General features: G+C 45.8%; 22 protein-coding genes. 10 read left to right on the top strand and 12 right to left on the bottom strand.

All coding sequences use genetic code 11. The annotated features are described in order from the left end of the window. Nucleotides 1–199: 199 nt before the first annotated feature. Both QUB61_RS27285 and QUB61_RS40105 read right to left on the bottom strand, forming a co-directional pair. Nucleotides 200–1,612, bottom strand: coding sequence for an adenylate/guanylate cyclase domain-containing protein (locus tag QUB61_RS27285; RefSeq protein ID WP_333133241.1), 1,413 nt, complete (start codon nt 1,610–1,612; stop codon nt 200–202). 383 nt (nt 1,613–1,995) lie between these two features. Beyond that, nucleotides 1,996–3,465: an adenylate/guanylate cyclase domain-containing protein gene (locus QUB61_RS40105; RefSeq protein WP_445300288.1), complete on the bottom strand. Its 1,470-nt coding sequence runs from the start codon at nt 3,463–3,465 to the stop codon at nt 1,996–1,998. Between the two features lie 306 nt (nt 3,466–3,771). Between QUB61_RS40105 and QUB61_RS27270 the strand changes: the two genes are divergently transcribed. The 3 genes from QUB61_RS27270 to QUB61_RS27260 all read left to right on the top strand — a co-directional run bounded on the left by QUB61_RS27270 (nt 3,772) and on the right by QUB61_RS27260 (nt 6,372). Then, nucleotides 3,772–4,521 (top strand): class I SAM-dependent methyltransferase, encoded by a 750-nt coding sequence (locus QUB61_RS27270; RefSeq protein ID WP_333133239.1) that lies wholly within the window; start codon nt 3,772–3,774, stop codon nt 4,519–4,521. Between the two features lie 253 nt (nt 4,522–4,774). After that, complete coding sequence (locus QUB61_RS27265; protein ID WP_333133238.1) at nt 4,775–6,133, top strand: FAD-binding oxidoreductase; 1,359 nt, start codon at nt 4,775–4,777, stop codon at nt 6,131–6,133. A gap of 5 nt (nt 6,134–6,138) precedes the next feature. Further along, nucleotides 6,139–6,372: a hypothetical protein gene (locus tag QUB61_RS27260; protein WP_333133237.1), complete on the top strand. Its 234-nt coding sequence runs from the start codon at nt 6,139–6,141 to the stop codon at nt 6,370–6,372. A gap of 43 nt (nt 6,373–6,415) precedes the next feature. Here QUB61_RS27260 and QUB61_RS27255 read toward each other — a convergent pair whose 3' ends face one another. From QUB61_RS27255 to QUB61_RS27245, 3 genes are all read right to left on the bottom strand, one after another. Then, nucleotides 6,416–6,799, bottom strand: a complete 384-nt coding sequence (locus QUB61_RS27255; RefSeq protein WP_333133236.1) for a hypothetical protein — start codon at nt 6,797–6,799, stop codon at nt 6,416–6,418. A gap of 351 nt (nt 6,800–7,150) precedes the next feature. Next, nucleotides 7,151–8,041 carry an ABC transporter permease gene (locus QUB61_RS27250; RefSeq protein WP_333133257.1) on the bottom strand — a complete coding sequence of 297 codons (891 nt, stop codon included), beginning with the start codon at nt 8,039–8,041 and terminating at the stop codon, nt 7,151–7,153. Nucleotides 8,042–8,262: 221 nt separating this feature from the next. Further along, nucleotides 8,263–9,021, bottom strand: coding sequence for a Uma2 family endonuclease (locus tag QUB61_RS27245; RefSeq protein WP_333133234.1), 759 nt, complete (start codon nt 9,019–9,021; stop codon nt 8,263–8,265). A gap of 120 nt (nt 9,022–9,141) precedes the next feature. On the opposite strand from QUB61_RS27245, the gene QUB61_RS27240 reads away from it, so the two are divergent. Both QUB61_RS27240 and QUB61_RS27235 read left to right on the top strand, forming a co-directional pair. Then, nucleotides 9,142–9,336, top strand: a complete 195-nt coding sequence (locus tag QUB61_RS27240) for a type II toxin-antitoxin system HicB family antitoxin (protein WP_333133233.1) — start codon at nt 9,142–9,144, stop codon at nt 9,334–9,336. Between the two features lie 173 nt (nt 9,337–9,509). Next, nucleotides 9,510–9,971 (top strand): DUF433 domain-containing protein, encoded by a 462-nt coding sequence (locus tag QUB61_RS27235; protein ID WP_333133232.1) that lies wholly within the window; start codon nt 9,510–9,512, stop codon nt 9,969–9,971. A 33-nt stretch (nt 9,972–10,004) separates the two neighbouring features. Here QUB61_RS27235 and QUB61_RS27230 read toward each other — a convergent pair whose 3' ends face one another. After that, the gene (locus tag QUB61_RS27230; RefSeq protein WP_333133231.1) at nt 10,005–11,054 is read right to left on the bottom strand and encodes a hypothetical protein; all 1,050 of its coding nucleotides are present in this window, start codon (nt 11,052–11,054) and stop codon (nt 10,005–10,007) included. Continuing rightward, entirely contained in the window at nt 11,051–11,194 is a 144-nt protein-coding gene (locus QUB61_RS27225) for a hypothetical protein (protein ID WP_333133230.1), read from the bottom strand. The genes QUB61_RS27230 and QUB61_RS27225 overlap by 4 nt, the downstream gene beginning before the upstream one ends. Nucleotides 11,195–11,542: 348 nt before the next feature. On the opposite strand from QUB61_RS27225, the gene QUB61_RS27220 reads away from it, so the two are divergent. Then, complete coding sequence (locus tag QUB61_RS27220) at nt 11,543–12,157, top strand: Uma2 family endonuclease (RefSeq protein ID WP_333133229.1); 615 nt, start codon at nt 11,543–11,545, stop codon at nt 12,155–12,157. A gap of 226 nt (nt 12,158–12,383) precedes the next feature. Here the strand turns inward: QUB61_RS27220 and QUB61_RS27215 are convergent, their stop codons facing one another. Further along, nucleotides 12,384–13,406, bottom strand: a complete 1,023-nt coding sequence (locus QUB61_RS27215; RefSeq protein WP_333133228.1) for an ATP-binding cassette domain-containing protein — start codon at nt 13,404–13,406, stop codon at nt 12,384–12,386. Nucleotides 13,407–14,006: 600 nt separating this feature from the next. Beyond that, nucleotides 14,007–14,195 (bottom strand): hypothetical protein, encoded by a 189-nt coding sequence (locus QUB61_RS27210; RefSeq protein WP_332952258.1) that lies wholly within the window; start codon nt 14,193–14,195, stop codon nt 14,007–14,009. 180 nt (nt 14,196–14,375) lie between these two features. Between QUB61_RS27210 and QUB61_RS27205 the strand changes: the two genes are divergently transcribed. Then, nucleotides 14,376–14,552, top strand: coding sequence for a hypothetical protein (locus QUB61_RS27205; RefSeq protein ID WP_333133226.1), 177 nt, complete (start codon nt 14,376–14,378; stop codon nt 14,550–14,552). 12 nt (nt 14,553–14,564) lie between these two features. On the opposite strand, the gene QUB61_RS27200 is transcribed toward QUB61_RS27205, so the two are convergent. Continuing rightward, entirely contained in the window at nt 14,565–15,488 is a 924-nt protein-coding gene (locus QUB61_RS27200; protein ID WP_333133225.1) for a histone deacetylase, read from the bottom strand. Between the two features lie 396 nt (nt 15,489–15,884). Between QUB61_RS27200 and gyrA the strand changes: the two genes are divergently transcribed. The 3 genes from gyrA to QUB61_RS27185 all read left to right on the top strand — a co-directional run bounded on the left by gyrA (nt 15,885) and on the right by QUB61_RS27185 (nt 20,918). Then, the gene (gyrA, locus tag QUB61_RS27195) at nt 15,885–18,596 is read left to right on the top strand and encodes a DNA gyrase subunit A (protein ID WP_333133223.1); all 2,712 of its coding nucleotides are present in this window, start codon (nt 15,885–15,887) and stop codon (nt 18,594–18,596) included. A gap of 118 nt (nt 18,597–18,714) precedes the next feature. Next, nucleotides 18,715–19,371 carry a Uma2 family endonuclease gene (locus QUB61_RS27190; protein WP_333133222.1) on the top strand — a complete coding sequence of 219 codons (657 nt, stop codon included), beginning with the start codon at nt 18,715–18,717 and terminating at the stop codon, nt 19,369–19,371. Nucleotides 19,372–19,625: 254 nt separating this feature from the next. Beyond that, the gene (locus tag QUB61_RS27185) at nt 19,626–20,918 is read left to right on the top strand and encodes a ribonuclease D (RefSeq protein WP_333133221.1); all 1,293 of its coding nucleotides are present in this window, start codon (nt 19,626–19,628) and stop codon (nt 20,916–20,918) included. Between the two features lie 247 nt (nt 20,919–21,165). Here the strand turns inward: QUB61_RS27185 and QUB61_RS27180 are convergent, their stop codons facing one another. Next, entirely contained in the window at nt 21,166–21,444 is a 279-nt protein-coding gene (locus tag QUB61_RS27180) for an aldo/keto reductase (protein WP_333133220.1), read from the bottom strand. Continuing rightward, the gene (locus QUB61_RS27175) at nt 21,441–21,833 is read right to left on the bottom strand and encodes an aldo/keto reductase (protein WP_333133219.1); all 393 of its coding nucleotides are present in this window, start codon (nt 21,831–21,833) and stop codon (nt 21,441–21,443) included. The genes QUB61_RS27180 and QUB61_RS27175 overlap by 4 nt, the downstream gene beginning before the upstream one ends. Nucleotides 21,834–21,878 lie beyond the last annotated feature (45 nt).

The raw sequence follows: 21,878 nt of genomic DNA, 5'->3' as shown, positions 1-21,878 counted from the left end.
TAATATTAACCTGCATTTTAATATAGCAATAATAACTCCCTTGTGAACTTTTTATTTTGTCCTCTTTCTTCTTCTCTTCCTTCGTGTCCTTCGCGTCTTCGCGGTTCGTTAAAAAAAATCTAGTTTGGAGTTGAAGGCTGCAGCCCTGCAACGTCTGCCGCCATATCGCGTATTCCCAGGCGACGGTTAAATTTGTCAGTTACAATTTTCGACCTTTCAGCAAATAAGTCGTCATTGCTCCTTTGCCTTTAACATTAATTTTACCGCGTTTTTCCAACAAATACTTATCGCACAGCAACTCATAAGTTGAGCTGCTAACTTGAATTTTACCCGGAAGCCCCTGAGATTCCATGCGGCTTGCTGTATTCACAGCATCTCCCCACAAATCGTAAATAAACTTTTTAGTGCCGATGACACCTGCTACAACAGGCCCAGTATTAATGCCAATGCGGATATTGAGAGGTTGACCGCATTCGTCGCGGAATTTCATAATTTCTTGCTGCATTTCCAGGGCCATTTCGGCAATAGATTCGGCGTGATTTGTACAGGGAAGCGGCAAACCGCCTGCTACCATATAATTGTCGCCTATCGTCTTAATTTTTTCTAAGCCGTATTGCTCGCTCAAGCTATCGAAAGATGAAAATATTTTGTTAAGCAACTCGACTAATTCTGCCGGAGACGTGCGCGAAGATATTTCGGTAAAGCCCACAATATCAGCAAACAAAACCGTAACATCGGCAAATCCATCCGCAATATTTATCTGACCTTGTTTTAGGCGATCGGCAATCATTGCCGGCAAGATATTTAGTAATAAACGTTCAGACTTTTCTTGTTCGGTGCGCAATACTTCCTCAGCTTGTTTCCGCTGTGCGATTTCCTTGTATACTCGGTGAAACATTTGATTGAATGCGAGCATGAGTTCTCCCAACTCGTCATCGCGCTTGGCAGACAGAGAGTAGAAATCAGGTTGTTCTCGATCTTTGCTCAAAGCGTCTCCAGCAGCGATCAAGTCATCGCGCAATCTCAAGATAGGTGCAATTACTGTCACCCCTAAAAATAACATAGTCACAGAAGTGACAAAGGCTGATATAATGATTACTAGAACAGCAATCCGTGCGATAAATGCGTAGAGTTCCGGCTGAACGGTAGAAGCATCGTGACGAACAATTAAGATGTAATCGCCTCCAAAATGTCGCTCCGTCCAAGCAATATCGTACCTCTTGCCATCGAAATTTTGATTGTGAACTATACGAGCTTTTTTTAGTTGCTGTAAACTGATTTCTGGGGGTTCGCCAAGTGTATATATTAGCTGACCGTTAGCTTGGTAAATAGACAGTCCTAACACTACTTGAGAATCCTTAGTAATATTTTTTACTTCTTCTTGCAAGAAAGTGCGATCGGAAATATCTTGTTGGAGCAAAAACTCTAGGGAATCTACAGTCGCCCGAGATACCTGTTCCAGTTGACTTAAAAGTTCATTTTCGCGCCGAAAATAAGAGGGAACTAAAATAATTCCCTCTATGACAAGAATGCTAGCAAATACCCACAAAGCTATTTGCCTAGACAAGCGAGATTTGAAAAAACTCAAGAATGATAAAATCCGCAAGTACATAAAATTTACTATTTTGCAAATGGCTAGTTTAGGGAATAGGAAAATCAACCGGGTTTTCGTAATAAATTTTGGGTTAGTCAACGAAGTAACTGCGCAGAAACCGCGTTTCTAACATCCCCTGTGTAATTCCTGTAATTGTCAGCAGTCAAAAGCCAGCAGCCATTAACTGTTAGTTCTTGGCTGACCACTAACGGCTAATGAATGATGACCCGCCCAAAAACGGATACCAGCCCCCGACTTAACTCGTGGATATATAAAAATTTTAGACCAAAGTTCAAGCTCCCAGATTCACCTGTGCAGTAAATCTAAAATCTAAAATCTAAAATCTAAAATTGACTGACTCGGGACTAACTAGCAGACCCCTTAATAATATAATAAACAAATTAAACGGAAAGTGCGTTGGCTAACCTGCCTGCAAGCAGATAAGTATTCATATCGCCCTTACCTTTGACGTGGATAATTCCTCTGTCTTTAAACAGATACTTATTTTGCAAGATATCGTAAGTTGATTGTGTGACTTGAATCGCGCCGGCAATCCCGTGGGATTCCATGCGGGATGCTGTATTTACGGCATCGCCCCAGAGGTCGTAAATAAATTTTTTAGTGCCAATAACCCCCGCAATTGCAGGCCCGGTATTGATGCCGATGCGAATGTTAATTTCTGCATGATGTTTGGCATTAAATTTTGCTAATTCGTCCTGCATATCTAAAGCCATTTCCGCAATGCTTTCGGCGTGGTTGGTGCTGGGGTTTGGCAAACCTCCCACTACCATGTAAGCATCTCCAATTGTTTTGATTTTTTCCAAGCCGTACTTTTCTGTCAGACAATCGAAGGCTGAAAAGATTTCGTTGAGGAAATCGAGCAATTCTTCGGGAGATCTTTGTGCTGAAAGCACGGTAAAGCCTACGATATCCGCAAACAAAATCGTGACTTCTGCGAAGCCGTCAGCAATACTGCTTTGACCGTCTTTTAACCTAGCAGCAATGGATTCGGGTAAAATATTGAGCAGCAGGCGATCGCTCTTTTCCTGTTCTTTCAGCAATTCTACATTAGTTTCTTGCAATTGTGCGGTGCGTTCCCTGACGCGCTGTTCTAATTGTTTAGCATTTTGGCGCAACCTGCTGATAGCTAAAATTAATCCTGTAACCCCTAAAAATGAAAGTCCTACTAACAGTAAAAACAGGTTTTTTAGTTCACTTTGAGTATTTTCAGTGAGGGTATCGAGAGGTTGAGTAATTTCTAATATACCCCGCAGATCTCCTACTTTCCAATCAGTCTTAGGACTGTCGCGGTGAGTATTGTGACAGTTAACGCAGCTAGAACTTAGAATATCTCCCTCGGCATATCGAAAGGCTGGCTTGCCGCGAAAATTATCAACTCGAAAAAATTTTTTTGTCGGATTTTTCGTCAAATAGGTAATAGCTTGCCGTTCAAAATCGTCTCGGACTCCGCCTTCTTCTCGTCGCCAGGGAAACGGGTAGTCGCTGTAGAGACGAAGTGATACTTCGGGATTTTTTTGTGTGAGTTTTTTGCCTAGTTCTATTAAGAAAGTAGCCGGTACGGGAACAGTTACTTTTGTCGGGTTGTAGTCGTGGGTAAAGTTAATTGCTTCAGCGGTGTTTAAAGGAGTGATAACATCGGAACTGTAAAGGGTGCGGGCTTCTTTAATAGTTTGGGCATAGAGGGTGGCATTTTGGAGGGCTTGCGATTGGATTAGCGAGGAGGAAAGACGATACATATTTGCCATCGCTACTCCTACACCTACACAAAATAAAATTGTCACCGCAAGCAGAATTCCCTTGTAAATAAATTGGCTGATGGCAGCCCGACTGCGAGAAATCAACTGGCGCATGGTATCCTCAAGCCTGAGGTTTAATCTTTATTTCAATTTATGCACTACTAACATAACACTGCTTGTTCAGAGTGTTTTGCTGGCGCCCGGGGTAAAGCAAGACTCTCTGGGTGCAGCGGAGGGTTAATTATTGTTTACCGCGAATGTTTCGGTTATCCGTAAAAATACGCATAAGTTTATAGTTGTTTTCTGTTGAGTGAAGTATAGATGATCGAGTAAGGACACGGCGCCGTGCTCTGTCCCTACTTCACGCACTTTTTGCTCTATTTCAGTTAGGATAGCAATTGTAGTCTATGGTTGGCGATCGTGAATTCTGACTCTACTGCCTCACCGGCGCGCAACGAAATTTTTGCGGGAGAAGTTTTCGTCAATACTGCCAATTTTGATACCGGCATTCGGCGACTTTTACCTAAATATGACGAAATGCTGGATGTATTAGCAGGCTGCATTGCTAGCGCAAACCACCGCATTTTAGAACTCGGCTGCGGTACGGGGGAACTCACTTTAAAAGTTCTCAAACGCTACCCGTCTGCGGAAATAGTGGCTGTCGATTACTCGCCGCGAATGCTTGATTTTGCGCGCGCCAAAATAGAGTCGGCAGGATACGCAGCCCGGTGGACTGGTTTAGAAATGGATTTTGGAGAATGGGCGAACAATCCAAATTTCTCAGGCTTGGGCGATAAATTCAATGCTTGCATTTCATCTCTGGCAATTCACCATCTTGAGGATGAGATGAAGTTGAAATTGTTTCAACGCATTCGCGAAAGTTTAAATGCTGGTGGCTGTTTTTGGAATGCCGATCCTCTTTTAGCAGAATCAGCAGCAATGAAAGATATTTATCAAGCGGCGCGAGAAGATTGGGCGCTAAGTCAGGGGGAAACCTTAGCACAAATTCGCGCAAATGTGGGGAAGAGTGTCTCTTACGGATATTCTAGTCCCGATCGCCTAGCTACACTTTCGGCACAGTTGGAAATGCTGGTAAATGCTAGATTTGAGACTGTTGCAGTTCCTTGGAAATACTACGGTATGGCGGTGTTTGGGGGATTTGTTAATTGAGAAAAGCAGTCTTGGAGGCAGAACTTCTATGTGTAGGGTGCGTCGGGCCGCGCACCTTACTGCATAAAGAAAGATTGCAGTTAGTATTTTATGTTACTAAGTTATGCTTGAGAAAATATATAATATTAATTCCGGTTGCATTGGAATGATTAAACCGCAGAGAACGCTCTTAACGCAGAGTCAGAGAACAGAGAGATGAATAATTCAGATGCTAACGGATTTGATATAATACTGCGAGCATAAAGGAAAAAAAATGACTGCAACTGCGATTCAAAGTATTGACTGGGATGCTTTCTCGTCGGAACTCTCGGGAATCGAAATAATTAGCGATCGCGCGCAAGTTTTCAAGCTATCTCAAGACTATTATCACTTCAGTCCAGTTTTGCAACCTCTCTTAAGTGATAAAACAGGAGATTTAGTAGTTCGTCCCGCCAGCGAAGCCGAAGTTTTGCGGATTGCAGCAGCCTGCGTCAAATCCAAAATTCCGCTAACTGTTAGAGGTGCAGGAACGGGCAATTACGGGCAGTGCATTCCCCTCAAGGGCGGCGTGATTTTAGATACCAGCAAAATGAACAGTATCCGCTGGATCAAACCGGGTTTAGCTTGCGTAGAACCGGGGGTGAAAATGTCGGTTTTCGACAAACAAGCGCGAGAAACTGGTTGGGAATTGCGGATGGTTCCCTCAACCTATCGCACCGCAACGATTGGGGGATTTATCGGCGGCGGTAGCGCGGGAATTGGTTCGATAACTTACGGGCAATTGCGCGATCGGGGAAATCTTCATGCGGTTCGAGTCGTTACAATGGAAGACGAGCCCCGCGTCATGGAATTGCGCGGCGATGAAGTGCAAAAAGTCAATCACGCTTACGGCACAAATGGGATTATTACTGAGTTAGAAATTCCCCTCGCCCCTGCTTGTGCTTGGGCGGAAATCATCGTCGCTTTTGACGATTTTATGACATCGGCCAACTTCGGTCAAGCTTTGGGCGATGCTGACGGAATTATCAAAAAACTAATTTGTGTTTGTGCTTGGCCGATTCCTGCTTATTTTGCTGCTTTCCGCGAGGAGATTCCTGAAGGTAAGCACTGCGCTTTGTTAATGGTAGCTGAATCTTGTCTGGAACCGCTGCAAGATTTGGTGCGCGAATATGGCGGCACAATTTGCTATGAAAAAAACGCGCAAGCAGCGAGCAAAGGTGCAGCTATTGCTGAATTTACTTGGAATCATACAACTCTGCACGCTCGCAGCGCTGACCCGTCTCTGACTTATTTGCAGACGATTTTTCCCCCAGACAAAGGTTTGAAATTGATTGAGGAACTGTACAATTATTATGGGGATGAGGTGATGATGCACTTGGAGTTTTTGCGGATCAATGGCAGGGCGAGCCCCGCGGCTTTGCAAATAGTTCGCTACACTACGGAATCACGGCTCAATCAAATTATTCGCTATCACGAAGAGCAAGGCGCAATGATTGCTAATCCTCACACTTATATATTGGAAGATGGAGGGATGAAAAGTATTAATGTGGAACAGTTGCAGTTTAAAGAGTTGGTCGATCCTTACGGTTTGCTTAATCCGGGTAAAATGCGGGCGTGGTTGGAACGGGATTAAGGGGGATGGTTTTTATAGCAGAAGGAAGAAGGAAGAAGGAAGAAGGAAGAAGGAAGAAGGAAGAAGGAAGAAGGAAGAAGGAAGAAACACTAATAGCAATGGTTTTAGCGGTTAAGAATGTCCTAACCGTCTGGGCGGTTGCTATAGATAAGATTCGGATCTTGAAATCGCTGCTAGACAAACTTTCGTCCCTCTCGCTTGAGACTAAGAAATCCGTTTTCTCTGTCGGAGGTTTTTAGTCAATAAAAACTAAAGTCTTTGCTGCGAACAAAACTTGTCAATTTAAGGGACGGGGGCGGTAATTTCTGCTGGTGCGATCGCCCCTGGTGTAGGTACAGCTTGGTTTTCCAGTAGTAGGCGCTGTTTGTTCCGAAATTCTGCGGCCGCATCGTTCAAATTTTGGCGCTGTTCGGTAGTAAATTCTTCCATGCTGCGGCCGCCTCCCAATCTGGATCTGTGAATTAAATCAAATATTCCGCTGCCGCTGCCGCTGCCGGAAAATGGGTCGGCATTGTCTTGAGTTTGAAAGTCTTGCAGCGGTTGGGGATTATTTAAACCGCTGGCTTGAGCGAAGCTTGCTTGAGGCGAGAACAGAGCACAGGATGCGATCGCGCTTGCAGCAATCCCCACCATCAATTTGCCGGATTTGGAAGTTTTGGTGTTCATAATTTATTAGTTGAACTTTCAAAAAAACAATTCTATCTAAACAATATTCTGACTTGTGACTAAATATTATATTACTTTGCTGGGGCTAAGGAGACCGCACCGTGCCCATTGGTGTCAACAATCGCCTGAAAGCCTTGATAAATCTCGTTTTTACCTGAGTCCAGATCCCCCTAAATCCCCCTTAAGAAGGGGGACTTCGATCCATTTCCGGTTCCCCCCTTCTTAAGGGGGGCTAGGGGGGATCTAGGCTTAATAGTCCAACACCATTCTGTGACTGAGTTTGACGTTAAGTTGACACCAATGGGCTCTTGGAGTGTCCGTACAATTGATGGTGCAGGTTAAACGATCGCCCTAAGCAAACCGGCGTCGCAGCAGCGGTTGAATGCTCAGCAGCGCCACCAAATCAAACGCCAGCAGCACTAATAGGGCTCCTCCAAAGGTGACTGTACCCCAAGGAGCCTGCATCACGACACTGGCTAGGGACCAATCGCTGTGCAGGTACAGGTAGCGGATGGGTTCGATCGCGTAACTCAGAGGATTGAGAGTCACCACAACTTGCAGCCACTCTGGCATAAATGACAGCGGCGCGAGGGCTGTGCTGGCAAATAACAGCGGCAGGTTAGTAACAAAAATTACCGCTATTAATTCTACGTGACCGGGAAGAGCGAAGGCTAAACCCAGACTCAAGCCGGTGACGCCCAAAACTAATAGTAGGACAATTAGGGCGATCGCCCCCAGTCCGGCAACTCCGGGGAATCCCGCGCCCAAAAACGCGCCCGCTGTAACGATTGTGCCGGTTTGGATCAAGCTGAGGGTGACGATAAAAATAGCCGAAGCCAGGACGATCGAAAATCTGGAAGCCAGCGGCGCGACTAACAAGCGGTTGAGAAATCCGAACTCGCGATCGAACATAATCGGCAAACCAGCATTCAGCGCTCCGGCAAAGGCTGTAAAAACGATAACGCCAGCGCCGAGAAATTGTCCGTAATTCTGGCTTTCGCCGAACAAGCCGGCGGGTGCATTTTCAAACAGAGCTCCGAACAAAACCAACCACATCAGGGGCTGAATAATGCCTGCAACTAGCGTGGAGGGGCGGCGCTGCAATTGAATAAACAGGCGCTTGGTTAAGGCGAGTGTTTCTTGGATGAAGTCGCCCAGCAGGGAACTGGAAGTGTCAGCGGATGCCGTGGAGAGTGGCCGCTGCTGGTTGAGGTTGTTGGGGGATGTAACACTACCGCTCATAATTGCTTGTTGTTGATTTTGATTAAATCTGAGATATTGCACCACTTGCAATCATCCCTTTAGGGCGGGCTAGGAGCAACGGCCCACAAGAAGAAAATTGACTCTTTGTGAAACAGGCATCTTGCCTGTTCTTGAGAATGCTGCTCTTGGGTGAGTTAAATCTAACTCTCTTTACAGTAGCAAGTCTGGAGGTATTGGTGGTGTTGGGCGGGCGATCGGGCTTACAACTGTTGGGGGTCAATCCCTTTTTCTCGCAGCAATTCTATTAAAGCTTGATAGCGCTGCTGTTCCTGTTGTCGCAGAGTGCGTTCTTCTTCTAGCTGTTGTTGAGCGAGTTGTTTTTCTTGCTGAGCGAGTTGTTTTTCTTGCTGTTCGCTTACGGCACGTTGGCTTTCCTGTTCTCGAAGTCGATCTAATTCTACGGAAGTGAGGAATTTGCGATCGTCTGGGCGATAAATTTCGATGGTTTCTGGTGTCATTTGAAACCGTATGCCCAAGCGGGGGCTAACCCAACCGTTGATTTCTGGGATTTCTTCTAGGCGATCGCCCACTCGCTGAGATCCTGTAAATTCTAAGGTATCTGGGTCATAGATATAATATTCTTCTACTCCGTAGTTTTGATAGAAGAATAGTTTTCCGATCGTTTCCGTCTGGGTTTTTCCCGGGGATAATATTTCAAATACTACTTGAGGAGGAATATTATTTTCTTCCCATTGTTTGTAACAACCCCTGTCTCCTTTTGGTCTGCCCAAAACTGCGAGTATATCTGGTGCTTTGCGAATTTTGTTATCACCTTCGACGGGATACCAGAGTAAGTCGCCTGCAATAAATACGTCAGGGGAAGTAGCGAATAATATTTCTAGGTTTTCTTTGATTGTGACAATCCAGCGGAATTGTTTGGTGTTGTCTGCTATTTGTTGACCGTCACTGTCGGGGTAGATGATTTGTGGTGTTGTTTCTGGGGCGATTTGTTGTACCATGCCGTTCACCTTTTGGCTGCAATAGTTTTAATTGTATCATGTAGAGGGGAGTCAAAGGCGATCGCGAATGAAAAACGGTGCTGGCTCTGCTACATTGAGTAGCGATAATATAGCAAAAAAATGTCTTGTACTTTTACGGCAATTGTTTATTGGGAAGAGGATGTTTATGTAGCCGAGTGCCCTGAAGTGGGAACGGCTAGCCAAGGAGAGACGATCGAAGAGGCGATAGCCAATTTCAAAGAGGCAACGGAACTTTATTTAGAAGAATTCCCTCTGCCTAAAACTTCCCCCCGTCTGCTAAGGATCGCGAATTAAATAACTTACAATTTTAATTGTTATTGTGGGATGGGCGTCCCGCCCGTCCAAAAAAGACGGGCGGGACGCCCATCCCACTTTCCTTGTGGAAGTTATTTAATTCTCATTCCTAACTACATTTGACAGTGCTATCCTAGATAAGAGAACAATCAGAAATTGGCGGGGAAAAAATCTTGTCAACTATCACGGATATAGGAACTCTAATTAGCCGTCAGCCTGACATACATGGTGGCTGTCCAATTATTGCCGGAACGGGTGTTACAGTCCGGCGCATTGCTATTTGGTACAAGCAAAGTTTGAGTGCAGAAGAAATTGCCGATCGCATCGGGCATTTAACTCTCACCGAAGTCTATGCAGCTTTGACTTATTACCATGCTAACCGAGAGGAAATTGATGCTGACATTGCAGCGGAAGCAGCAGAAGCCGATCGAATAGAAGCATTGAAGTGCGATCGTCAAATTCAAAATTTGCCGACCGATATAGATTTAGAAATACCAACACTAGCCGACTATCCCAGTCGCAGAGAATTTATGCAATTGCCGTTAGAAGAGAGGCGAAACATTTTAGCAAAACAAGCTGAGGTAATGTTGCAACATTACCAGGAAGATAGAGAATGGCAAGAATTAGAGTATTAGTGGTCAATTATAAAGGGCGATAGCTCTTTGTTTCTAGCTGTTTTCCTCTTTTTTTTTGATCGCTCGTTTTGATTTGGTCACGGTCTTAGTTTTTTTGATTTCAGTTGAAGTTTTTTTCTTTACATCTAATTTTATCTTCTTGTCTGCTTTTTGTGTTTCTTCTTTCAGTAGCGCCATATTTAATAATTTTACTGTCTGGTTCTTACTATCAATATAAGAAATCAACCATTCTTTGAAAGTTTCAAATTTTTGTTTATCGCCAAATTGAACAATAGGAATAGTCCACAATTCGCCGTGTCTGGCAAAATATATTCCGATGTTTTCAATGGGTCTGTCATTTGGATTACTATTTACACCACCAATAAGTGATAAAAGGTAATAGCCTAGAACTTGGTTGATATGGTTTCTGTCTAATTTAAGATTTTGAGTTACTTTTATGTCAATTAGAGTATTGTCAATAATCAGGTCAGCATCTGCACCACCAACTAACGATGAGCCCGCGCCAAACGTTGGATTCAAATAGCACTTTTCTTTGGCTTGGAAATTTTTATTATCAACAAGTGAAATGAGTTGTTTTATGTCTTTGATATCTTCAGGGTTATAATTGTCGAAATTTTGGTCGATCATACCTGCTCTATAACGCAGATCGAGTTTTGCCAGAAAAATTGTATTACAAATTAATTCATCAGTTATCAGTCCATTGTTAATATAATTCTTATAATTAACTTTTGTCTGTTCATATTGGTTAGTAATAATTGTTAAAAGGTGTTTTGTGTTGAATACTCTGTCACGATGAAAGCCTGTCGCTACTTCTGTTCCTGAATTTAGCCATGTTTTAGATAGCAATTGAAATACAGCATCAGCCACCCAAAAGCGTCTGTGAATAAAAGTATCTTTATTGTGGTGTTCTAAATAAAAGCGAAGTAAATAGTCAAAAGCTGTCCCAACGATTCCATAATTATTGGTCAATGATGGTGCTTTAAGTTCCGCCTTTAAATTAAAAGATGGTGTTAAAAATTCTGTCTTGAATTTGTCTCGAAGTTCTTGATTATTTCGGCCCGACAAGAGTGATGTTAAACTCATAAGTTATCTTTGTTAAGTTTTCCTTCAATAATATGCTTGTCGCCCGTAACAATATAGCTGGCATTTCCAATGCTCGCAGACTCTACAACCATATCATCAGGATCGGCATCGACCACTTTGAGAGTATTGGTGAACGCCACTAGCTGCGAGAGGCTCGATTATTCAAATAATAACACACTCTGAAGCACCTTAGTAAGTTTTATAACCCCAAACCCCAAGAGCGATCGCCACTGTCTCATTATTTTAGATACAGGCGATCAGCCTAATTAGTAATGAAACAGAGCCTGTTTCGTTTACCCAATGGATGGCAAAATGTCAAGGGTCACAAGGCGAATTATGTAAAGCAATTCAATCTTTAGCCAGACGGGGAATGATCGGAAAATTGAGCGGTGAAACAGAAACCGTTTTCACGATTCCACCTGTGTTAAAACAGTATGTTAAACTGGTTGCAGAATAGTCTTAAATATCTAGCTAAATGAGAGCCAGCCATGACCGCAACTCCTATCCAACCTAAGCAGATGCTCAGTTTCGAGCAATTTGTCAAGCAACTTCCCGATGAAGAAGGCCGCTATGAACTTGTGAATGGAGAAATTGTGAGAATATTACCAATCAGACTGCACGAAACCCTCGCTGAATTTCTTTCAGACGCTTTCAAAGACGAGGTAAAAAGACTCAAGCTCAACTACTGGGTATCTGGCAGAATTGTGGTGAGGACGTTAACTCCCAATGGTAAAGAACAAGGTCGCAATCCTGATGTGAGTGTAGTAGATAAAACCGTCTGGGACTCAGCTCCTTTCGCTTACTCAGCACTAACTGAACCACCACAATTAGTTGTAGAAGTTGTCTCAACAAATTGGGAAGATGATTATATCGACAAGCTGGATGAATATCAGCGGCTGGGAATTTCTGAATATTGGATTGTCGATTATTTAGCTTTGGGTAGCAGAAACTATTTGGGCAACCCGAAAGAGCCGACTGTTTTTGTTTACCTGCTTGATGAAAATGGCGTTTATCAAATGACTGCTTACCGAGGGAGCGATCGCATTATATCCCGAACTTTCCCAGAATTAGCGCTGACAGCAGAACAAGTGTTAGATGTATGATATCAAATCCGGTTGCACCGGAATGAGAGAGGAGACTAATTTCTTAAATATCTCCGTTTATCTCTTAGTCTGCGAAGGCAGACTTCGTTTGACAAGACGCGGTTTCTAACCGCCGAACTTCGTTTGACAAGACGCGGTTTCCAACCGCCGAACGATCTAAAAAAGAGAAGAAGGCTTTCTCTTCCTTCTTCCTTCTTCCTTCTTCCTTCTTCCTTCTTCCCTCAAACTACGATCGCATCGCCTGTTTTTGCTCCGCCTTCAAATCGCGGTTGCTAGCAGCAGCCAACTCCGCATCCAACAGCGTCTTACCAGTCGCAGCCAAATACACATCATCCAAACTCGGCCGAGATTGAGCAATCCCAAAAGTAGGCAATCCCGCATCTTTTAAAGCTTGCTGAATAGTCACCAGCGCATCGCTTTGCGGTGTTACTACTAAATTGAGAGAATTTCCTTGAGCCGTATTGACAATTACTTCCTGCACAAAAGGCAGCGATTGCATCAGATTTTTAGCTTTTTCAGCTTCTTCGATCGGCGAAAACTCCCGAATCCGCAGAGTCACCCGATCGCCCCCAACCCGATTTTTCAACTCCTCCGGCGTCCCCTGTGCAATTACCGTACCCTTGTCAATAATCGCCACGCGATCGGCCAAAGCATCCACTTCTTCGAGATAGTGACTCGTAATCAAAACCGTCGTACCTTCCTCCCGCAAGCGGCGCAGGAAATCCCACACTACCACCCGGCTTTCAATATCGAGCCCGACAGTCGGTTCGTCTAACACCAAAACATCCGGCTGGTGAAGCAACCCAGCAGCTAAGTCGAGGCGTTTGCGGATACCGCCGGAATAGGTGCCCGTCTTTTTATTTTCCCACTCCTCCAAACCGAGGAGTTTCACCATTTTCTCAATCCGCCCTTTAATCGTATGGCGCGGCAAATGGTAAAGCGCTGCTTGCAGTTGCAGGAGTTCCCGCCCCGTCAGCACCTTATCGAGAGCCACTTCTTGGGCGACGTAGCCGAGTTTTTGTCTGGCAATTCTCGGCTGGCTGACAGCAGAAATGCCAGACACTTCAATGCGTCCGCTATCGGGCGCACTCAAAGTACAAAGTACCCGCAGGGTTGTGGTTTTGCCTGCACCGTTGGGGCCTAGCAAACCAAATATTTCCCCCGGTTCTACCTTGAAGGAAACATCTTTAACGGCTTCTACAGTGCCGTAGCGTTTCTGAAGATTTTCAATTAAAACGGCGGGAGCCATATATTTTGGGGATGAACTGGTTGTTAATATTTTGACACTTCCGGGCTCAAATTGCCGGAATGGTCGATCGACCTATACGACTCGGTGTGCTTGTAACGATCGCACCATCCTCCTCAACCCGAAACTGCTTATAGTTTTGATTTTTAATACCCGTTGATAAAATATCAACTTTCTAACCGCTCCCAACCCCTATCGCCATCAGTTTTTCCCTATCTCAAATCTCAAATCTCACCTCCAAACAATTATGAGTTTTGAGTTAATTTAACCTCTGGGTTAACAACTCAAAACTCACAATTTTTCAAGCAGTAGAGATGCACCCGAAACCTGTTATTTTATAATAATCTCTACCTATAGGCTGATGTGTAGCGCGATTTTTATAATTCACACCGCTCTCCAACACCTCAAACTTTCGATCCAAGTATTAAACACAAAAAACTTCCTGAGGTGGCGATTTCTACTTTTAACCAGTTCGCCAAAAAATGTAACTGTAGCCCCGTGCTCTAAACCCCGATAGTTATCAGTCATTACCAATTCTTTAATCGAAAATCGAAAATCGAAAATGGTATTAACTCCCCCTAAAGGAGGTTGACTGCCGCCTCTTTAATCGATAATTTTTACCCAACCGCGGCGCACGTTGTACAGAAGTCGGTTGATGATGGCATACTCATCTTCATTCAGCGTTCTTTCTAAGAGTGCAGATCTCAGCTGGCTCCGGTCGTTGCGAGTCACGACGCTGGAGAACATTATCTGACCAAATAACTCTTCGAGTGTCATTTGGGAGAGTGACATGATAAACCTCCTAGTTGATTGAGACATATAAAATTTTTACACCCTGACTTTAATAATCCTATTATGAGCTCTGGGAGCGACTCCAAAGGCGATCGAAAACATTCACACAGTGTGATTTTTGCGCTACAAATCTGTGACCGAGACTTGGATGGCAAGTGACCCGGATCTTTTAAATTTGTGATGTTTGTCACGGAACTCAGAAGGAAGAAGTCAAGGGTGAAGAAGTCAAGCGTGAAGAAGTCATCGGTGCGAAGGAAAAAAGTCATCAAGGGCGATCGCCAAATGATAGCTTCGCTTATCGCCCTCAAAAGTTCTCAATCCCGTCCTCATGGCTTCTCAACCTCATTTTCCCCATAGCCCATTTTCCACCTAATTGAGGCAGCGGTCAATAGTCGCCACAACCGACTCGGCCAACTCTTTGAGCGCGTAACCCCCCTCCAAACCAAAGGCGATGCGGCGGGTGATTTGCAGGCAGTATCCCGTGAAAGTACCGTAATCTGACGGAGCCAGAGTCATGCTCGCCAGCGGATCCGACGCAGTAGCGTCAAAACCCGCGCTGACAATCAACAAATCCGGTTCAAATTTTGACAAAAAAGGTACGACAAGAGATTCAAAGGCGCTTAGGTATTCAGCTATGCCGCCGCCCGGATACAGGGGAATGTTCAGCACGTTGCCGTAGGCCCCGCGCTCGTCGGCATCTCCCGTTCCCGGATAGCACGGAGATTGGTGCAGGGAACAGTAGGCAATTTGCCGGCTGTTTTCCACCACAGATTGAGTGCCGTTGCCGTGGTGCACGTCCCAGTCGAGGACGGCGACGCGGTTAATTCCCGGCTGTTCCAGGGCGTAGTTAGCTGCGATGGCAGCATTGGAAAACAAGCAAAAACCCATCGCGCGGGCTTTTTCGGCATGGTGTCCCGGCGGTCTCGCCAGCACAAAAGCCGGTTCCCCCGCAGCCAGCACTCGATCGACCCCATCGAGCCAAGCACTCGCCGCTAGCAGCGCTACGTCGTAACTTTCAGCAGAAATCGGCGTATCACCGTCGAGGTAGCCGCCTCCCCGATGAGCCAAATGTTCCACTTCTTTGATGTATCTTTGCGCGTGAACTTTTTTGAGAGCCGAGAACAGTGCTTGTTCGCGCTGCGCCACTGGGGTGGGCAGTTGCCACTCAATTTGAGCCGCCCAGGGAGCAGCTTTCAGAGCGTTGACGATCGCCGTTAAACGTTCTGGTCGCTCTGGGTGAAGCATTCCAGTCTTGTGTAGCAAGAAATCGTCGGAGTAGATGACAGGTAGCATCGGCTGATTTTAGATTTTAGATTTTAGATTTTAGATTTTTAGTTTGCTTTAAGAAGGCCTTCCGCTTTGTGAAATTATAATTTCGATCGGGCAACCCTTTTATTTTTTTAGATTGCCTTCAAAAAAACTCACGAAAGCATGAAAACCGACCGCCTAAAAAAACCTTTCTAGCTTTTGCCAACCCCTGACCAAATCACGAACTGACAAATTATCAATTGTCCTTGTTTCCCCCCTTAATTTTTCTGGCAACTTTCCCATAAAGTCAAAGGCCAATTGTGATATAATTTTAGGAGTAATTTGCAATATTTGGCAGCTCTACTGAATCCAAACCGATTTTATCGCATTTTTGAGATTTATAGCGGTCAAATTTAAATTTTTAACGGAGTTTTTCAACCTATGAGCACCTCTGAGTCGCGGATAATCCCGACGGATCTGGGTAATGAGATGTCCCGATCGTACTTGGAATACGCCATGAGCGTAATTGTCGGTCGGGCGCTACCAGATGCCAGGGACGGTCTCAAGCCCGTTCACCGACGCATTCTCTACGCCATGAACGAATTGGGCTTGACTCCCGATCGACCTTTCCGCAAATGCGCCCGCGTCGTGGGGGAGGTGCTGGGCAAGTATCACCCGCACGGAGATACAGCGGTTTACGACGCCCTGGTGCGGATGGCTCAGGATTTCTCCATGCGGGAACGCCTGATCAACGGCCACGGCAACTTCGGCTCCGTTGACAACGACCCGCCCGCTGCGATGCGTTACACCGAGTGTCGCCTGACAGCTCTCACCAGCGACTCCATGCTGCGCGACATCGACTCGGAAACAGTTGATTTCGGCGACAACTTCGACGGTTCCCAGCAAGAACCCCTCGTACTCCCGGCACGCATTCCCCAAATTTTGCTCAACGGTTCCTCCGGGATTGCTGTAGGGATGGCAACCAACATTCCGCCACACAATTTAGGCGAAATAATTGACGGTTTAGTAGCACTAATCCACAATCCAGCAATTACCGACCTGGAATTGATGCAGTACATCCCCGGCCCGGACTTTCCCACCGGAGGGCAAATTCTCGGCAGAGGCGGCATTCGCGATGCTTACACCACCGGGCGCGGTTCGATTACAATGCGCGGAGTCGCCGGCATTGAAACCATCGAACATCCCGGCCGCCCCGACAAAGAAGCAATTATTATCACCGAATTGCCTTACCAAACAAACAAGGCAGCGCTAATTGAGAAAATTGCCGAACTTGTCAACGACAAAAGATTAGATGGAATTTCCGACATTCGCGACGAAAGCGACAGAGACGGAATGCGCATCGTGATCGAACTCAAGCGCGACGCCTATCCGCGCGTCGTCCTCAACAACCTCTACAAACAAACACCCCTCCAAGCCAACTTTGGAGCCAATATGTTAGCGCTAGTAAACGGGGAACCCCAACTACTTACGCTCTCCCAATTCCTCAATGTCTTCCTAGACTTCCGCATTGAGACAATTACTCGCCGGACTCAATATGAACTCCGCAAAGCAGAAGAACGCGACCACCTTCTGCAAGGCCTATTAATTGCCCTAGACAACTTAGATGCAATTATTCACCTAATTCGCGCCGCTGCCGACTCCGCAGCAGCCAAACAGGAATTGATGGATAATTACGGTCTTTCGGAACAGCAATCCGATGCAATTCTGCAAATGCAGCTCCGGCGTTTGACAGCATTAGAAGCGCAAAAAATTCAGCAAGAACACGAAGAATTGCGAGCTAAAATCGCCGATTTGGAAGATATCTTAGCGCGGCGGGAACGCATCTTAGAAATCGCCGAATTTGAAGCAGTCGAAATCCAAACCAAAATCGCCACTCCTAGACGCAGTGTCATCGAACACGCCGAAGGAGAAATCGATGAAAGAGATTTAATTGCCAACGAACAAGCAATTCTTCTGATCACCGAGCAAGGCTACATCAAGCGGATGCCTGTCAGCACTTTCGAGGCCCAAAGTCGCGCTACTCGCGGCAAAGCAGGCGCGAAAATGAAAGAAGACGACGGAGTAGAACATTTCCTTTCGTGCTGCGATCATGACAGCGTTTTGTTCTTCAGCGACAGGGGCGTAGTTTACTCTGTCAAAGCTTATCAAATTCCCATCTGTTCGCGGACTGCCCGCGGCACTCCCGTGGTGCAACTGCTGCCGATTCCTATAGAAGAAAAAATCACTTCTATGGTGTCAGTCACAGAATTCACCAGCGAAGAATACTTGGTAATGTTGACTCGAGGCGGCTACATCAAGAAAACCGCACTTTCAGCTTTTGGCAACATCCGCACTAATGGATTAATCGCCATTTCTCTAGAAGAAGGCGACCAACTGCGCTGGGTGCGGAGAGCAAAAGTTGGCGACAGCATCATCATCGGTACGCGCCAAGGCATGGCAATTCATTTCCGCACCAATCACGAACAGTTGCGCCCAGTCGGCCGCGCGACGCGGGGTGTAAAATCAATGAAATTGCGATCGGGCGATGAGTTGATCAGCATGGACATATTGCCGAGTTCAATTGTTGCCGAAATTGCTGGATTGGAAAGTGAAGACTCAGAATTTGAAGGGGCAGAAATTGCTCTGTTAGAAACTGAAGACTCGGAATTTGAAGGAGCAGAAATTGCTGAATTGGAAACAGAAGATGCGGAATTGGAAGACGAAGAATTAGAACTGCAAGCCGAGGAAATTGAAGGCGAAGATTCCGAAGAAATTCCGACAGTTAGCAGCGAAGTTCCTTCGGTGTTGGTAATCACCACCAACGGCTACGGCAAGCGGGTTCCCGTTTCTCAATTCCGCCTACAAAGACGGGCGGGCAAGGGATTGACGGCTACTAAATTTAAGTCGAAAAAGGGTAAGGATCAGGTAGCTGCGCTGCGAATTGTCAACGAAGATGACGAGTTGATGATCATTACCAACCGAGGTATTATTATCCGTCAGGCTGTGAGTGCAATTTCTACTCAATCGCGCACAGCAACGGGTGTGCGGGTGCAGCGGTTGGACGAGGATGATTCGATCGTAGCTGTGGCTTTAGTGCCGCCTGCTGGTGAAGAGTCGATCGAAGAATCGGAATCTGAGGAAGTGGCAGAATAGTCATAGGCTAATAGTTTGTAGGGTGCGCTAGGCGCACCTTACTGCTGAATGGTAAAAATGCGATCGCCCCTACTCCGAAGTTTTCCCTCAAAAGTCAAAGATTTTTTCCGGTGAGGTAATGATGAGTCAACTCCAAACCAAACTACTAACTGATACCTGGGTTACAGCGACTTGGGATGAATATATAGAAATTATTAAACAGCCGGAGTACGATCGCGCAAAATGCTACTATTACAACGGACAGTTGAGGATTGAAATGGCAGCAGTCGGGCCAGATCATGCTGATGACAACGGAATTATCGTCATCTTAATCAATTTATTTGGCATTGCTAAAAGTATAAAAATGAGACTCCTGGTCAACTGTAGCTACGCCAAAACGGGTGTCAGAGGCGCTCAACCTGATGCTTCTTACTACATCGGAGACCGGGTGCAAACGGCACCTCGCGGCAGTTCTGTAGTGAATTTGGATAGCCTAGTTTCCCCAGATTTAGCGATTGAAATTGCCGACAGTTCTCTCATTGACGATTTGGGTACCAAAAGAATGATTTATGAAGAATTAGGCGTGTCTGAATATTGGGTAGTAGACGTACAAAAAGCGCAAGTTATTGCCTTCAAAATAATTGCTAACCGGGGAAGCGAACGGCTGACGGAATCTCAAGTTTTGCCCGGGCTAAAAGTTGCTTTATTAGAGGAAGGTTTGCGCCGCAGTCGCCAGACGGACAATACAGAAGTAGGCAACTGGTTTTTAGAGGAAGTTCGCCGGAATCCTCAATAGTGCTCACGACTGCATTCTTTTTTTAACTAGAGGCTAGAAACTCGGTTGCGCTTGTGACCAGGAAAATTGAAGGCAGAGCCTCCTGATATGCGTCCCCAGGCAGAGCCTGGGTACGAGTAAGAAACCGGGTTTCTGAGGTCTGCGTGTGTCCTGGACACGGCAATGCCATGTCCGGCGCTTGAATCGTTGACAATCGATCCGATAATTGCCATAGCATAATAGAATCAAAAAGTTAATAGCAAAAGTCTGTAAAAATGCCTTATTTAACAGCAGCAAACGACATCAAAGCACTCATAGCTAAATTTTCCCAAGCTAAAATCCTGTGGGTGGATACAGAAATCGCTGACTATAAATCCAACCCCAGATTATCTCTGATTCAGGTGTTAGCTGACTCCACAGATTCCACGGGAGATGCCACTTTTCTACTAGATGTCTTGGATCAACCTGAATTGACCAAAGATTTCATCAACCAAATCATGGTAAATCAAAATATTGAAAAAGTCTTGCACAACGCCAGCTATGACATCCGATTTCTCGGCAATGACGACGCTCAAAATGTTACTTGCACATTAAAAATGGCGAGCAAGATTCCAGCTTACATTCTGCCCTTACCTAATCGACAACTCAAAACTTTAATAGAAACGCTTTGCGGCATTGCTTATGTAGATAAAACAGAACAAGGCGGCGATTGGGCAAAGCGTCCCCTGACCCAGAACCAGCTAGAATATGCCAAGATGGACGCGGTTTATTTAGCTGGAGTGCATCGCCGCCTGCTAGAAATCCTTGCCCAATGTTACCCCGAACCCGCAACGGAAAACTTGACAGCATTGGGCGAAAAATATCAGGAAATAGAATCTCAGTGGAAGCCGCTAGATTCAGAAATCGCTGAAGTGAAAGAACGGATAAAAGCAGGGATGCTAGCCCAAAAGCTCAAAGACAGTTCTTATTTTGAGCTTTCCAGTTCGATAACGATGAAAGTAGATTTTCTCACGCTGGCCAAACTGACGCAAACTGAGGGAATTGAGTTAAATTTTCCGGTAACGCTGACGAAAGAAATTCAAAAACAGTTAGGCGAACTCATCGCCGATCCATCTTTGGAAGTTGAGGAGATTGCTAGTTGGCGGTTGAATTCCAACCTACAGCAGCGGCGAAAATCTACTAAGAAAATTGCGCCGGATCCGGAGAGTGAGGATTTAACAGCATTGGGGAAAAGGTATCAAGAAATTTTGCCTGAATGGAAGTTACTGGATTCAGAAGTTGAGCATCTGAAAGAGCGCCTTAAAAAAGCAATGTTGGTGCAAAATAAGAGAAATACTCCCGATTTTAAGTTATCCAGTTCCTCGATTTTGAAGGTAGATTTTGCTAGATTGGCAAAACTTGCGCTATCTGTGGGAATTGAGTTAGATTTTATGGTGACGCTGACTCAATACATCCAAAAGCGGTTAGGGGAAGCTATTAACAAAATTGATGTGCAAATTGAGTATATTACCAGTTGGCGGATGACGGCTAAGACTGTGGAAGATGAAGAGGAAGAAATTCCGTTTTAACTACTAAAAAATCACATTTTCTCTCATTTTTCTGTGTTCTCTGGGGGCTGGGAGGGTGACAAAAAGGTCTAGGAACAAAAATGTAAAGCCGATGCTCAAAGCACGGGGTTTCCACCCACAATTTTCGATGAGCAGTCAGTAACTCTGTTATGGTTCGGGGTTGATTTCTGCCATCCCGCAACCTGTCATGATGAGTTGGGTCTGGTTTAAGGGGCGGTTATGCCAGGCCCAGAGACTAAAACAGGACTCAGCGACCCGTCAAAAGCTCTAACTTTTCGGGGTATCTCGCCCCTTGCACTGTGATTTTGGCGGCGGCGTCATCGATGTCGCGCAGGTCGTCGGGCGTGAGTTCGACTGAGGTTGCCCCGATGTTCTCCTCCAAGCGATGCAGCTTTGTGGTGCCTGGAATGGGGACGCTCCAAGGCTTTTGAGCCAGCAGCCAGGCGATCGCGATTTGAGCGGGTGTTGCCTGCTTTTGTTCTGCGACCCTGGCGAGCAAATCAACCAACGCCTGCTCCACGCTCATTGGTCGCTTAGGGCAGATTCAGGCAGCCGAGTCCCCTGCACCTCGATCTTCGTGACGGCAGCACGGATCTCCATCAGATCGTTGGGAGTGAGTTCGACGGCAACTGATCCGAGGTTCTCAGCAAGATGCTGAGGATTGGTCGTGCCCGGGATGGGCACGATCCACGGCTTCTGAGCCAGCAGCCAGGCGAGCGAGAATTGAGCCGGGGAGGCGCCCTTACGCCGCGCCCACTCGCGGACCAACTCAAGGAGCGGCTTATTTGCCTTCAGCCCCTCAGGCGTGAAGAGGGGAACGCTGGAGCGACGGTCCGATGAGTCGAATCTCGAATTCTCGTCAAATCTGTCGGTGAGAAAGCCTCTAGTACACTTGGGCGGGAATAGAGCTACCATTTATAGCTAGATGTAGAAGGTAGAACAGATCGATGCCCAGACTAG

It is taken from the genome of Microcoleus sp. C2D2, from assembly GCF_036702495.1.
Lineage (GTDB): Bacteria > Cyanobacteriota > Cyanobacteriia > Cyanobacteriales > Microcoleaceae > Microcoleus.
This window is presented reverse-complemented; position numbering and strand designations above follow the sequence as displayed.